Origin of the sequence: Paenibacillus sp. Root444D2, assembly GCF_001426375.1 — a bacterium.
GTDB lineage: Bacteria > Bacillota > Bacilli > Paenibacillales > NBRC-103111 > Paenibacillus_E.
Genome location: NZ_LMEO01000045.1, coordinates 1,041,443 through 1,054,752, shown reverse-complemented (window position 1 = coordinate 1,054,752; position 13,310 = coordinate 1,041,443). Strand labels below are relative to the sequence as shown.

General features: G+C 46.8%; 11 protein-coding genes. All 11 read left to right on the top strand.

Annotation, left to right across the window (positions count from 1 at the left end):
* Positions 1 to 205 precede the first annotated feature (205 nt).
* The 11 genes from ASD40_RS25905 to ASD40_RS25855 all read left to right on the top strand — a co-directional run bounded on the left by ASD40_RS25905 (position 206) and on the right by ASD40_RS25855 (position 13,266).
* Positions 206 to 1,348, top strand: a complete 1,143-nt coding sequence (locus tag ASD40_RS25905; protein WP_057306004.1) for a betaine/proline/choline family ABC transporter ATP-binding protein — start codon at positions 206 to 208, stop codon at positions 1,346 to 1,348.
* Complete coding sequence (locus tag ASD40_RS25900; RefSeq protein WP_057306003.1) at positions 1,345 to 1,995, top strand: ABC transporter permease; 651 nt, start codon at positions 1,345 to 1,347, stop codon at positions 1,993 to 1,995. The genes ASD40_RS25905 and ASD40_RS25900 overlap by 4 nt, the downstream gene beginning before the upstream one ends.
* A gap of 27 nt (positions 1,996 to 2,022) precedes the next feature.
* On the top strand, positions 2,023 to 2,964 hold the full coding sequence (locus ASD40_RS25895) for an ABC transporter substrate-binding protein (protein ID WP_057306002.1): 942 nt from the start codon (positions 2,023 to 2,025) through the stop codon (positions 2,962 to 2,964).
* Positions 2,965 to 2,990: 26 nt separating this feature from the next.
* Complete coding sequence (locus ASD40_RS25890) at positions 2,991 to 4,349, top strand: LLM class flavin-dependent oxidoreductase (protein ID WP_057306001.1); 1,359 nt, start codon at positions 2,991 to 2,993, stop codon at positions 4,347 to 4,349.
* Positions 4,350 to 4,363: 14 nt separating this feature from the next.
* A complete protein-coding gene (locus ASD40_RS25885; RefSeq protein WP_057306000.1) occupies positions 4,364 to 5,197 on the top strand; it encodes a DUF427 domain-containing protein in 834 nt (277 codons plus the stop codon).
* 24 nt (positions 5,198 to 5,221) lie between these two features.
* On the top strand, positions 5,222 to 6,139 hold the full coding sequence (locus ASD40_RS25880; protein WP_082562451.1) for a DMT family transporter: 918 nt from the start codon (positions 5,222 to 5,224) through the stop codon (positions 6,137 to 6,139).
* Between the two features lie 104 nt (positions 6,140 to 6,243).
* On the top strand, positions 6,244 to 7,614 hold the full coding sequence (locus ASD40_RS25875) for a dihydroorotase (protein ID WP_057305998.1): 1,371 nt from the start codon (positions 6,244 to 6,246) through the stop codon (positions 7,612 to 7,614).
* The gene (locus ASD40_RS25870) at positions 7,611 to 8,870 is read left to right on the top strand and encodes a Zn-dependent hydrolase (protein ID WP_057305997.1); all 1,260 of its coding nucleotides are present in this window, start codon (positions 7,611 to 7,613) and stop codon (positions 8,868 to 8,870) included. The genes ASD40_RS25875 and ASD40_RS25870 overlap by 4 nt, the downstream gene beginning before the upstream one ends.
* 43 nt (positions 8,871 to 8,913) lie before the next feature.
* On the top strand, positions 8,914 to 10,554 hold the full coding sequence (locus ASD40_RS25865; protein WP_057305996.1) for a urocanate hydratase: 1,641 nt from the start codon (positions 8,914 to 8,916) through the stop codon (positions 10,552 to 10,554).
* Positions 10,555 to 10,600: 46 nt separating this feature from the next.
* Positions 10,601 to 11,698 (top strand): DUF917 domain-containing protein, encoded by a 1,098-nt coding sequence (locus ASD40_RS25860; protein ID WP_057305995.1) that lies wholly within the window; start codon positions 10,601 to 10,603, stop codon positions 11,696 to 11,698.
* 41 nt (positions 11,699 to 11,739) lie between these two features.
* Positions 11,740 to 13,266, top strand: a complete 1,527-nt coding sequence (locus ASD40_RS25855; RefSeq protein WP_057305994.1) for an HAL/PAL/TAL family ammonia-lyase — start codon at positions 11,740 to 11,742, stop codon at positions 13,264 to 13,266.
* The last annotated feature ends 44 nt before the right edge of the window (positions 13,267 to 13,310 follow it).

Below are 13,310 nucleotides of genomic sequence, written 5' to 3'. Positions count from 1 at the left end.
GTCTTTTTTTATATTGAAATCATTTAATTCCGATAGGATTACTATAAATAATGATTGACAAGTGGAAATAGTCATAATAATATTGAATTACAGTTATTTGTTATCACATGTTAATAATGATTAGGGATCAACCATGCGATTGGAGGTCTCATTTTCCTGAAGGGGAAAGTGAGGCCTTTTATTTTTGATGAAAGGATGGAGCAGAATGAGTGGTATCGCTTTGGAATTCAAGCAGGTAAGCAAAAATTACGGTGCGGGTATCGTCCTAGAGAACTTCAACCTATCGGTTCCCAAGGAACGAATCGTGACAATTATTGGTCCTTCGGGATGCGGGAAAACGACTATTCTCAAAATGATCAATCGCTTGATCGAGCCAGAGGCGGGGCAAATCCTGTTAGAGGGGACGGATATTGGAGCTTTGGATCCGGTAGAGCTAAGAAGGAGTATCGGGTATGTGATCCAACAGATCGGCCTTTTTCCGCACATGACCATTGAGGAGAATATCTCCATCGTTCCCAGGTTGAAAGGTGAATCCAAGAAACAGCTTGTTGCTCGCACGGAAGAACTTCTCGAGCTCATCGGGTTAGAGCCTTCCTTGTTTCGCAAAAGATACCCGCACGAGTTAAGTGGAGGACAGCAGCAGCGTATAGGTGTGGCACGGGCACTTGCAGCAAATCCTTCCATCATTTTGATGGATGAGCCTTTTAGCGCATTAGATCCGATTAGCCGAGTTCAACTGCAGAAGGAGCTGATTCATCTCAATAAACATGTGAAAAAGACCATTGTCTTCGTTACACACGACATCGATGAAGCGCTTAAGATCGCCGATCAAATTATTTTGCTCAAAGATGGCAAAGTCGTTCAGGCTGCAACGCCAGAGGAGCTATTGAAACAGCCTGCAACCGCATTTGTCCGTGAATTCGTAGGGCAGGAAAGATTTCAACCCGTGGTGGCTGAACGTACGGTCGCCAGTGTGATGGACAATATTCTCTCCATGAGACCGCATGTAGGTATCTCGGAAGCTTTGCGTCAGCTTCAAGACAACCAAGTGAGAGACATCATCGTGACATGTTCGGAGAATAAATTTCTTGGCATTGTCGGCATTGATGACCTCAGTCAGCGAGTTAGCGTGACGAACGCTTCTACAACAAAAGTGGAAGATATCATGCGAACGGATGTGCCTAGTGTCGGAGAACACTCACCGATTGCTCAAGTATTCAGCCTTTTGAATAACTATCACATCGTTCCGGTTGTCGACGAGGCGCAGCGCTTGCTTGGAGCGGTAACGCAAACTAGCTTTATTAAAGCGATTGCCCATTCATTCGATAGGGAAGAGGTGATTGCATGAATCAATTTTGGAATACGGTGCAAGCGGATTGGCCTAAGATTGTGCAGAAAACAGGTGAGCACATCGAGCTGTCCCTCATTTCGGTCATTCTTGCTTGCCTCATTGCCATACCGTTTGGCATTTATCTGACGACACACAAGCGATTAGCGAATGGGGTAATCACGGTTGTCTCCGTGATACAAACGATTCCGAGTCTAGCATTATTCGGATTTATGATCCCGTTAGTTGGCATTGGTACGAAGCCGGCGATAATCGCTTTGACCTTGTACGCCTTGCTCCCTATTTTACAAAACACCTATGTAGGGGTTTCTAGTGTGACACCATCGTTGATTGAAGCAGGTACAGGGATGGGAATGACTCGGTGGCAAATTCTGTGGATGGTTCAATTGCCTATCGCGCGAAGCTTTATCATGGCAGGCGTTCGTTTAGTGGCTGTGCAAACCATCAGCTTAGCTACAATTGCAACATATATAGCCGCAGGAGGTTTGGGGGACATCATTACACGTGGGATTGCCATGATCAACACGAACACCATTTTGGAAGGCGCCATTCCGGTGTCTCTGCTAGTTATTATCGTTAACTTATCACTTCTGGGATTAAATCGTTGGTTAACGCCGAAAGGCTTGCGTCACCAAACAAAAATATAACAGGTACAACGAAAGGGGATCATTTCAATGAAATTCCTAAAACAACAATCAGGCAAAAAGCAAGGGTATTGGCTTCAAAAAACGGCAACGATTGGGCTAGCAATCGCTTTAACAGCGGCTCTTACCGGCTGCTCCAAATCAGCCTCAAGCTCCTCGGATACGATCAAAATCGCGACCAAAGGATTTGCGGAATCTGACATTTTGGCAAATGCGTTTAAACTTTTAATTGAAAATGACACAAAACTTAAAACGGATATTACCAAATTAGACAACTCGCTCCTGTGGAGCGCAGTGAAAGAAAATAAAGTGGATACCTATGTGGAATATACGGGGACAGCACTGATCAACATTCTCAAAGCTGAAGCGGAGTTTGACCCACAAAAAGCTTTTGACAAAGTGAAAAAAGACTTGAAAGAGAAAAACCAGATCACGGTTCTTGATCCAATTGGTTTCAATAATACTTACGCTTTTGGCTTACGTAAAGAACAAGCAGAGAAATTTGGAATTAAAACAACGTCGCAGCTTGCTGCGAAATCAGGCGAACTCATCTTCGGAGCCAGTGAAGAATTCATCAACCGCCCAGATGCATGGCCACCCATTCTAAAAACGTACAATCCAAAGTTCAAAGAGATTAAAACGATTCAGAATCCGGGTCTCGCTTACCAAGCGATCGATCAGAAGTTAATTGATTCGATGATTCTATTTACGACAGATAGCCAAATTACGGTGAAGCCTATTGTTGTTTTGGAAGATGACAAACATGTGTTCTTACCCTACTATGCGGTTCCATTAGTACGTGATGCTGTCCTGAAAGATCACCCTGAACTGAAAACTGTCCTGAATAAGCTAGCTGGAAAAATTACGGATGCAGAGATGCAGAAATTGAACAGCGAAGTTGAATTGAAACAAAGACCAGCGCTGGATGTAGCCAAAGAATGGTTGCTTTCCAAAGATTTAATCAAAAAATAAATTCGAATCCAAGGAGGATGACAGATATGAGCAAAGTGAAACGGCAAATGGCGCTTGGCGCGATGATGTATTTTCCAGCTGGCGAACATATCTCTAGTTGGCGGCATCCGAAGGCTGAAGCTGAAGGACTGCTCGATTTTAATTATTATAAACGCATTGTGCAGACGGCAGAGCGCGGGAAGTTTGATATGTTCTTTTATGCCGACGAGCTGTATGTCTGGGATCGGTTTGAATCAGGTATTAGTCATTCTAACAGTATCCGGCCAGAGCCGTTTTCACTGTTATCCGCGTTGTCAGTCGTGACGGAGCATATCGGTTTGGCTGCTACAATTTCGACTACCTATAACGAGCCTTATCACATTGCAAGAAAGCTAGCTACACTGGATTATTTGAGCAATGGTCGCGCAGCATGGAATATTGTGACTTCCCAGACGGATGAAGAGGCTAGGAACTTTGGTAAAGAGAAGCATTTGCAGCATGCTTTGCGATATGAACGTGCCAGCGAGTTTGTCGATGTGACACAAGGATTGTGGGATAGCTGGGAAGACGATGCTTTACTTTTTGACAAAGCTAGCGGGTATTTCGCAGATAAAGATAAGCTGCATAATCTCGATTATAAAGGGAATGACTTCTCTGTTCGAGGTCCATTGAACGTAACAAGACCGCCACAGGGACACCCGGTTCTGATTCAAGCGGGTGCCTCGGAGGCAGGGAAGGAGCTTGCCGCTGCCAAAGCGGAAGTTGTCTTCGCGCCAGGCTCAACCTTTGCTCCCGGCGGTTCGCTTCAAGATGGTCAGCGGTTATATGAAGATATAAAAGGCAGGATGGCCAAATACGACAGGCACCGAGACGAATTGAAGATTCTGCCGGGGGTTATGCCTATTATCGGGCGAACGGAGTCAGAAGCCAAAGAACAGTTAGCGATTATTGAGGAGCTAACCCCTCAGCAGTTGGGGTTAGATTTGCTATCACACTATCTAGGGCAGGACATTTCATCTTACCCCTTAGACGAACCATTGCCTTTCTTGCCAGAGATTGATGATTTCAATCAAAGCAAGAGTGGTCTCGAGCGTATTCGAGAGCTTCTGAAGCAAGAACCGTTAACACTTCGTCAGCTGTACCAACGAATTACGAACAAAAGAGGCTTTGCTGGAACACCGGAACAAATCGCGGATCATCTCGAAGAATGGTTTGTTCATGGTGCTGCCGACGGTTTTAATATTGCCTTCCCACATTTACCAGGTAGTCTTGATGACTTTGTGAATTTGGTTATTCCAGAACTGCAACGCAGAGGGTTGTTCCGTACCGAATACACCGGAAGAACGCTGCGAGATCATTTATATTTACAACGGCCTGCTAATCGATTCAATTCAGTTCGTGTATAAGGAGAGGGATTTTAATGGCACATGTTGACCCACAGTGGTCTTTAAGAGACGGTAACCGCACGGGATGGCAGATTCGCGCTGAGATTAGTCCGAGATGGATTCGGGTTATCTTCAGGGGCGTAACGGTTGCAGATAGCAAGCAAGTTCTGGTCGTTACAGAAACAGGGAAGCTGCCGGTTTATTACTTCCCTCGCTCTGATGTTCGTACCGAACATCTTGCATTAGCGGCGTATCGAGAAGATCATGCAAACAAAGGAGAAGCAGATTACTGGGATATTCACATTGGTGATCAAACCATTGAACGGGCTGCTTGGAGCTATTCAGATCCTAGTTCAGAGAGCGGGTTCTTGAAGGACTATGTCTCTTTCGTTTGGAAGAAAGCTGACGCTTGGTTCGAGGAGGAAGAAGAGATTTTCGTACATGCGCGAGATCCATATTCCAGAATTGACGCTATCCCGAGTTCTCGACACATCCAGGTGATCGTGGGAGGCGAGCTTGTTGCCGATAGTCGACGTCCCGTCATCCTCTACGAAACGGGACTTACTCCGCGGTACTATTTGCCCAAAGTGGATATAAGACTCGATCTACTTACCGCTTCGGATAGCGTGACGCGATGCCCTTACAAAGGGACAGCCTCATATTGGTCAGCATCGCTTGGCGGGAGAACGTTCAAAGATGTGGTCTGGAGCTACGCTGAAGCTCTACCTGAGGTTCACGAAATAGCGGGCTTGCTAAGCTTCTATAACGAAGAAGTAGATGCGTTAATGATTGATGGAGAGAAGTGGTCCTTGGAAGAAAAAGACCGACTTCCTTATAAGCAAATTGCACTCACTCATGAAAGTTCATGAGATCTTACAGAGTAGGAAGTGCGAATGATGTCCGAGCATAAATCTGCGATCGCCGGGTTATTCGCTGTAGCCATGATTTGGGGTGTTACTTATGTACTAAGCGCTTATTTGCTTCGTGCTTTCTCACCCGTATTGTTATCTTTCTTGCGAATCTGCGTAACAGGAACTTTGTTATTAGCTGTATCTAGGACTCAAGTTATTCAGCATCCGACAAGGAGGGAATGGCTGCTGCTCCTTGGATCTGCCGTCTTTTTTACATTGATTCAGCAGCCTTTATATTTTATTGGTCTTCAATTTTCTACAGCTGCTAATGCGTCTTTGATTTATGCGGTGGCACCCTTAGCCACACTATTCTTGGAAGTTATTTTTCTGAAAACAAGATTTAGTTGGATGAAGGTTGCTGGAGCATTATTTGGTTTTCTAGGTGTCTTGGTGATAGTTGGTTTCAACGGTCTGTCATTGCATGTTTCGATAGGTGATTGGTATCTGCTTATTGCGATGCTTGGTTTTTCAATCAGTGTGTTGTTTACACCGCATCTATCTAAGAGAATGTCGCCTTTTTCAATCTCGTTGTATTCCACGATGGTTGGAGGTGTGCTGATGGCTCCTTTTGTCGCGGGAGAGAATTGGTTTGGACATTTGGATATGCATGGAGATCTCTTTATGTGGTCACTGCTTGTAGCAGGCGGACTTCTTAATGTCTTGGCTGGATTATGGTGGATTCGCGGCGTAGCAATCGTGGGTCCAGGAACAGCGTCTCTATTTAACAATTTACCGCCATTCATTGCCATATTGACCGGTTATTTATTCCTTGGCGATGCCATTCATTTGACTCAGATATGCGGTGGGATTTGCATCTTGATAGGTGTATTTACCTCCAATAGATCGTTGGTTAAGCAGGTCAAGCGAAATCGGCTGGAGTCGGAATTTGAAGGGAATTAAATAGAAGGACAGACCTGTGAAATCTTGTACATGTCTGTCTTTTGAGCTTTACACACAACCAGACAGCTATCGAAGTATCTACTCCACATGGAAGAGGTTATGGCATGATGCTTGATTTAATCCTAAGAGGCAATATCGTTTTGGAAAATGAAGTTTTCTATGGGGAAATTGGTATCAAAGAAGGCAAAATTGACAGAATTGCCGACGTAGGTCAGCTGCAAGCATTAAGCGTACAAGATTTTGGCCAATGCCTCATCTTTCCAGGCATGATCGATGCTCATGTACACTGTTTCAGCAATCCGCTGGAAGGGTTTGTGACGACTTCGGCCTCGGCTGCGGTTGGTGGGTTAACGACGATTCTAGATATGCCGTATGATCTGCCTGAGCCGATTCATAACGTAACTGAATTTCAGAAAAAAGTTCAAAGGTTAGAGCAAGAAGCGCTGATAGACATTGGATTATGGGCAACCATCGCGAAGACAGGTGGGACTCAGCAGATTGTTCCATTAGCGGAAGCGGGAGCCATTGCTTTTAAAATGTCGACGTTTGAGACCGATCCGTACCGTTTTCCTCAGATACCGGATTCAGAAATAATGAAAGCAATGGCGCTGATACGTCAAACTGGCCTTAGAGCTGCGTTCCATGCAGAAAACGATGAAATCATCAAAAATCTTACCGAATCTTACCTGCAAGAAGGACGAATTGATCCTAGAGCGCATATGGAAACAAGACCTCCGGTCACAGAGACGAGTGCGGTATTGAAGCTCATGGAATTTGCTTATTGGACGGGGGTTAAGCTTCATATTGTCCATGTCAGCCATCCAAGAACAATTGATCTTATTATGATATATAAGCAGATGCTAGTTGATGTGACCGCCGAAACATGCTATCCCTATTTGCTTTTAGATGTTCATGATCTGGAGCGATATGGCCCTAAAGCGAAAAATAATCCTCCGCTGCGACTGCCTGAAGATGTGGAAGGAATGTGGGAACATCAGCTCCAAGGGCATATTGATCTAATTACTTCTGATCATGCGCCTTGGGGAACAGATAAGAAGGATATTGGAGAACAGAACATATTTGATGCAGCATCCGGCATGCCAGGGGTGGAAATAATAGTTCCCTTATTGTTTGAATGGGCAGTAATTAAAGGGGGGATATCTCCTGTTGTGTTTGCCAAATGGCTGTCGCAGCATCCTGCTGAAATCTTTCAAATTCAAGGTAAAGGCAAAATTGAGAGTGGCTATGACGCGGATTTTACCGTGATTGATCCGGACCAGACGTGGGAGATTGATGAGCATGCTTTTAGATCCCATTCGAAGTTGTCGCCTTTTCATCAGCGCGAGGTTCAAGGGAAAGTAGTCCATACCATTGTACGTGGAACAACGGTTTATGATGGGTATGAAGTAAAGGTAAAGCCCGGTTTTGGCCGATTTATCGCTGGCTCTGCCGTGAAAAAGGAGGTTTACCTATGATAGAGCGGCTTCCTACACAACCCAGCAAAGAACGAATCGCCGAAGATATTCAAAAACTCGCCACTTTCGTTGATCCTAATAAACCCGGCTGGACTCGAAGACCCTTTACTTCTTGGTATGAACAAGGAAGAGTGTGGCTGAAACAGCAAATGCAGGACTTAGGCATGGATGTAAGATACGATGCTGCATCCAATCTAATTGGCACTTTGCCGGGTAGTGATGAATCCCTTAAGCCGATTCTCGTTGGTTCTCATACGGATACGGTGACAGGCGGAGGTCGATTTGATGGAATCATCGGTGTAGTGGCCAGCTTGGAGCTAGTTCGTGTTCTACAAGAGTCGAGAACCAGATTAAGGCATCCGCTAGAAGTGGTCGATTTCACAGCCGAGGAGCCCAGTGAGTTTGGTATATCGACGATTGGCAGCAGGGCCATGGTGAATAATTTATCCGAGGAAATGCTGCTAAGACAAGATCCTAACGGATTGGTTCTAAAGGAAGCCATTCATTGGGCCGGCGGTCAGCCTAATTTTATATCTCAACTTTCTCGCAAAACCGGTGATGTTGCCATATATCTGGAGCTACACATTGAACAAGGGCCTGTACTGGAGCAATCCGCTATGAAACTTGGCGTCGTTACCGGCATAGTGGGCATTCATCGCTATCGGATTATCGTAGAGGGAGTTCCAAATCACGCAGGGACGACACCAATGACGATGCGATCGGACGCGTTGACCAGCGCTTCAGAGCTCATTTTAGAACTGGAAGCGATTGCGAGACAACCGTATTCGGACCCAGTTGTAGGGACAATCGGACGGCTGCAAGTGGAGCCCAATGCTTCCAATGTTATCCCAGGCAGGGTTGTTTTTGAGTTGGAGATCAGATCGCTAAGCGTTGAGATTCTCGAACAAATGCTTCTTATCTATAGGGAAAAAGCGAATCAGATTGCAGAAGTGCGAGGGGTTCATATCAGTTTCGACAGCTTGTCGAAGTCAGAACCAATCCGTGTTGACGTTGAAGTGCAGCAAGTCATTCGCGAAGCGTGCTCAGCTACGGCATCTACGATCAGCTTACCTAGTGGAGCAGGACATGATGGGAATCAGTTGTCCCGCATTGCTCCAATCGGGATGATTTTCGTTCCAAGCAAGGAGGGACGCAGTCATTGTCCGGAAGAGTGGACTGACTATGAAGACGTAACGCTTGGCGTTTGGGCATTGATCCGATCTGTTATTACATTTGACCAAAAGCTAGATAGCTAATATTGGTTCGTTACAATTATGCATATTGGAAAGGAAGATGTTCATGGAACGAATAACAGCGGCAAGAGGCCTTGAGCTTCGTTGTAAGGGTTGGCGCCAGGAAGCATTGCTTCGAATGCTAGAGAATGTGCTGGAAAATGGCGAGAACCAAAAAGAGCTCATTGTGTATGCGGCTCTAGCAAAGGCAGCAAGAAATTGGCCGTCTTACCACGCTATCGTAAGAACGCTTAAGGAATTGGAAGAGGACGAAACCTTAGTCATTCAATCAGGCAAACCGATCGGTATTTTTAAAACGCATCGTTTTGCTCCCCTTATTGTGATGGCGAATTGTAATTTGGTAGGGCGCTGGGCCACAAGCGAGAACTTCTACCGTTTGCAGGAAAAAGGATTGCTGATTTGGGGCGGCTTAACAGCGGCAGCATGGCAATATATTGGGTCTCAAGGTGTCATCCAAGGAACCTATGAAATCTTCCAAAGCATTGCTAGACTTCATTTCAATGGTAGTCTCGCGGGGAAATTCATTTTAACCGCAGGTTTAGGCGGTATGGGAGGAGCTCAGCCTTTAGCAGGAACCTTGGCAGGAGCTGCAATTCTATGCGTCGAGGTGTCCGAAGACCGAGTAGATCGACGCTTGCAAACGAACTATTTGCAGCGTAAAACGAGGAGCTTAGATGAGGCACTATTGTGGATTGAAGAAGCTGTCGATAATCTACATCCCGTTTCCGTAGGATTGACCGGCAATGCGTCTGACATTTATCCAGAGCTTGTACGTCGCGGGATCACACCAGATATTGTGACTGACCAGACGTCCGCGCACGATCTCGTGTATGGCTATGTGCCGTCCGGGTATCGGGTGGAAGAGCTGGAGGAAGCTAGGGCGAACGATCCAGAGCAGCTGCAGCGTGATGCAGGCGCATCAATCGCTGTAGAAGTTGAAGCGATGCTGGAGTTGAAAAAACGGGGTGCTATCGTTTTTGACAACGGGAACAATATTCGTTCACAGGCGAAGGAGTATGGCGTCCAGAACGCTTTCGACATCGATATTTTCACCGAGGCCTTCCTTCGGCCGTTATTTGCAAGAGCGATTGGACCATTTCGTTGGGTCGCTCTTAGTGGAGAACTAAGCGATATTCACGCTATTGATGAATTTATTTTGGAAGCTTTCTCAGATAACGAAGTCATTGCGAATTGGATTCGCTTAGCGCGTGAACATGTCCCCGTAGAAGGACTGCCAGCTCGAATCGGTTGGTTTGGGCATGGCGATCGTACGAAGCTCGCACTAGCCGTGAACCAAATGGTACGGGAAGGTAAACTTCAAGGACCAATTGCCTTCTCACGTGATCATCTTGATGCTGCTTCCATGACACACCCGAATATTATGACAGAGCGCATGAAGGACGGCAGCGATGCGATTGCAGACTGGCCGCTCTTGAATGCGATGCTGAATTGCTCCTCGATGGCCGACTTGGTGACGATCCATTCGGGAGGAGGCGGTTATGCCGGTTATATGACGAGCGCTGGTGTAACGTTGGTAGCGGACGGATCTACCGAAAGCGACATTCGCTTGGAAACAACATTGAATAATGACACGGGATTAGGGGTTCTACGTTATGCGGATGCCGGTTATGAAGAATCTGCAGACGAAGTGCGCCTCAAAGATATTCGCTGGATTAAAACGAATTAATGGCAGCTTTCTCAATACATTCAAATAACCATTAGGAGGAATAGAAATGCGTATATTAACAGAAGAAGATGTGTGGGCAGCAGTAAGAGGAGGCTCCGTTTTCGCTTGCGGCGGCGGAGGTTGGGTCGATCATGGACTGCAAATAGGACATGCGGCCGTATCCATTGGTCAGCCAAAGTTGGTGTCGGTTGATGAACTTCCAGATGATGCCATCGTCATTACAGCGACAGCAATTGGTGCTCCGGCTGGAACTAATTGGCAGATGCTGGGAACTGATTACATTAAAGCCGTGAAGCTGCTGCAGGAGAACTATGAAGGCAAAGTTATAGGCGTGATGACCCCGCAAAATGGGATGTCAAGCACGATTAATGGCTGGCTGCCTGCTGCGCTGCTCGATCTAGTCGTGGTCGATGCTACTGGCGATATTCGGGCTCATCCTACAGGCAAAATGGGTTCGATGGGACTAGCTGCGCTGCAGGATTATGAAACAATTCAAGTTGTTGTTGGCGGCAAGCGGGAAACGGGTTCTTATCTGGAGCTCGTCGTCAAAGGTTCTCCGTCCAAGACATCAAACATTCTACGCACAGCGGCTGATCAAGCCGGTGGCTTCATCGCATCGGCGCGTCATCCGCTACCCGCTTCTTACATTAAGAAGCATGCCGCTATCGGTGGTATTTCCATTACCCTTGATTTAGGTAAAGCAATTATCGCTGCGCAGCCTAAGGGCGCGGATCATGTGATTGACACCATTGTAGGTAAAACAAAAGGGACTATTCTCGGTAAAGGCATCGTTGTTAAACGCGATGTCCATTATTCCGGCGCTTTCGATATCGGGACAATCGAGGTTGAAGTGCCTGGTGATACGTTAATCCTTCATGTTATGAACGAATATATGGCAGTAGATGGCAAGGATGGTAAACGTTTAACCACATATCCGGATGTGATCACAACATTATCTGCTGAAACGGGTCTGCCTGTAAGTGTGGGGCATGTAGAGGTTGGAGCCGAACTCGTTGTTTTATCCATTAATAAACAATATGTCCCATTGAGCTCCAGTGTGAAAGATCCGACGGTCTATCCCGAAGTTGAAAAGGCGCTTGGCATCTCGCTTGCTGAATACGCATTAGATGGCATTCTCGTGTAACAGAGACTTGTAGACCAGAGCAGCAGGGGGGAATTACGCAGATGACGAATCAGCTGGAATATACACTTGTTTTAGACGGGAAAAGTCTAACTATCGAAGATTTACAAGCAGTTGCTGTTCATAGAGTGAAGGTGGAAATTGATGAGTCATCTTGGGAACTGCTCGAAAAATCGCGCCGATTTGTTCTGAAGAAAGCAGAACTGGACGAACCTGTTTATGGATTCAATCGCGGTGTTGGACTCAATAAAGATCGAATAATCGAAGCCCAAGCATTCGAAACGTATAACCGGAACCTATTGTACGCGCACGCTGCAGGCATAGAGCCGTATGCGTCTGAAGAGCAGGTTCGTGCCGTCTTATTAGCACGTCTCAATTCCCTGCTCGTCGGACGAACGGGCATAGCGCCGGCTATCGCAAAGCAATATGCCGATTTCTTGAATGCCGGCATTCACCCGCTACTGCCGCTTCGAGGCTCTGTCGGCGCGGGCGACATCACGCTGCTGTCGCATCTCGGTCTCGCTTTCATCGGCGAAGGCGACGTGATGTATGCCGGTGCGCGCACTTCCGCAGCTGCAGCGTTAGCGCAGGCGGGGCTAACGCCCGTTCGCCTCGGAGCCAAAGACGGTCTGGCGATCGTCTCCTCGAATGCGGTCGCCGCAGGCACGGGAGCGCTTGTGCTCTATGCCTGTGAGCAGCTTCTTGAGCTCGCTGATTTGGTTTACGCGCTCTCCCTTGAAGGGCTGCAAGGCCATGTGACGCCGCTGGACCCGAGTGTCCAGCGCTATCGGCCTTATGCAGGTCAAAGCAGCAGCGCGGAGCGGGTTCGCCGATTTTTAACAAATAGCGGACTTTGGCACAAGGAGTCCGCTAGCCTTCAGGATCCGCTGAGCTTCCGCAGCGCCTGCCATATTCACGGCGCAGCGTTAGATGGCCTGCAGGTTGTGAAAGCCGCGCTGCATATTCATTTGAATGCATCCGATGACAACCCATGTGTGCTTGAGGAGGAAGATCGCATCGTTTCCTGCGCGAACTTCGAGCCTCTGGCATGGGTGCTCGGCTTTGAAATGCTGGGCATCGCCCTCAGCCACGTATCCAAGAGTGCTTGCTTCCGCACAATAAAACTCGGATCGCCTTCATTTACGGGTTTAAGCCGCTTTTTATCTCCCGATGAGAGCACGATCGCATTTAGCACGATTCAGAAAACTTTTACCGCTCTCGATGCGGAGATCCGTCATTTATCCAATCCATCTTCGGCAGACTACTATTCGTTGGCCGGTGATATGGAGGATCATAGCAGCAATGCCCCTTTTGTCGTTAGTAAAGTGGGGGAAATCATAGATCGGCTGTATTATATAGTAGCCATTGAAGCTATGCACGCCGTGCAAGCTATTGACTTGCGAGCGGGAGTTAAGCTTGGTCAAGGTACACAAGCAGCTTACGATGAATTTCGTACGGTTGTTCCTTTTTTAGCGAAAGACCGTAATTTAACAGCTGATATTCAATCCGCCTATCAACTATTGAAAAGCGGGAAATTATTAACGAGAGTTAGGCAATCATTTGCCATGTGAGTGGTTGAGTATTGAAGGAATTCGGTAAGAGCAGACGAATATAA

Bases quoted from the DNA above. Each gene is read 5' to 3' on its own strand.
- ASD40_RS25855 (WP_057305994.1), top strand. From the start codon at position 11,740: ATGACGAATCAGCTGGAATATACACTTGTTTTAGACGGGAAAAGTCTA.
- ASD40_RS25890 (WP_057306001.1), top strand. From the start codon at position 2,991: ATGAGCAAAGTGAAACGGCAAATGGCGCTTGGCGCGATGATGTATTTT.
- ASD40_RS25885 (WP_057306000.1), top strand. From the start codon at position 4,364: ATGGCACATGTTGACCCACAGTGGTCTTTAAGAGACGGTAACCGCACG.
- ASD40_RS25900 (WP_057306003.1), top strand. From the start codon at position 1,345: ATGAATCAATTTTGGAATACGGTGCAAGCGGATTGGCCTAAGATTGTG.
- ASD40_RS25875 (WP_057305998.1), top strand. From the start codon at position 6,244: ATGATGCTTGATTTAATCCTAAGAGGCAATATCGTTTTGGAAAATGAA.
- ASD40_RS25860 (WP_057305995.1), top strand. From the start codon at position 10,601: ATGCGTATATTAACAGAAGAAGATGTGTGGGCAGCAGTAAGAGGAGGC.
- ASD40_RS25870 (WP_057305997.1), top strand. From the start codon at position 7,611: ATGATAGAGCGGCTTCCTACACAACCCAGCAAAGAACGAATCGCCGAA.
- ASD40_RS25895 (WP_057306002.1), top strand. From the start codon at position 2,023: ATGAAATTCCTAAAACAACAATCAGGCAAAAAGCAAGGGTATTGGCTT.
- ASD40_RS25880 (WP_082562451.1), top strand. From the start codon at position 5,222: ATGATGTCCGAGCATAAATCTGCGATCGCCGGGTTATTCGCTGTAGCC.
- ASD40_RS25865 (WP_057305996.1), top strand. From the start codon at position 8,914: ATGGAACGAATAACAGCGGCAAGAGGCCTTGAGCTTCGTTGTAAGGGT.
- ASD40_RS25905 (WP_057306004.1), top strand. From the start codon at position 206: ATGAGTGGTATCGCTTTGGAATTCAAGCAGGTAAGCAAAAATTACGGT.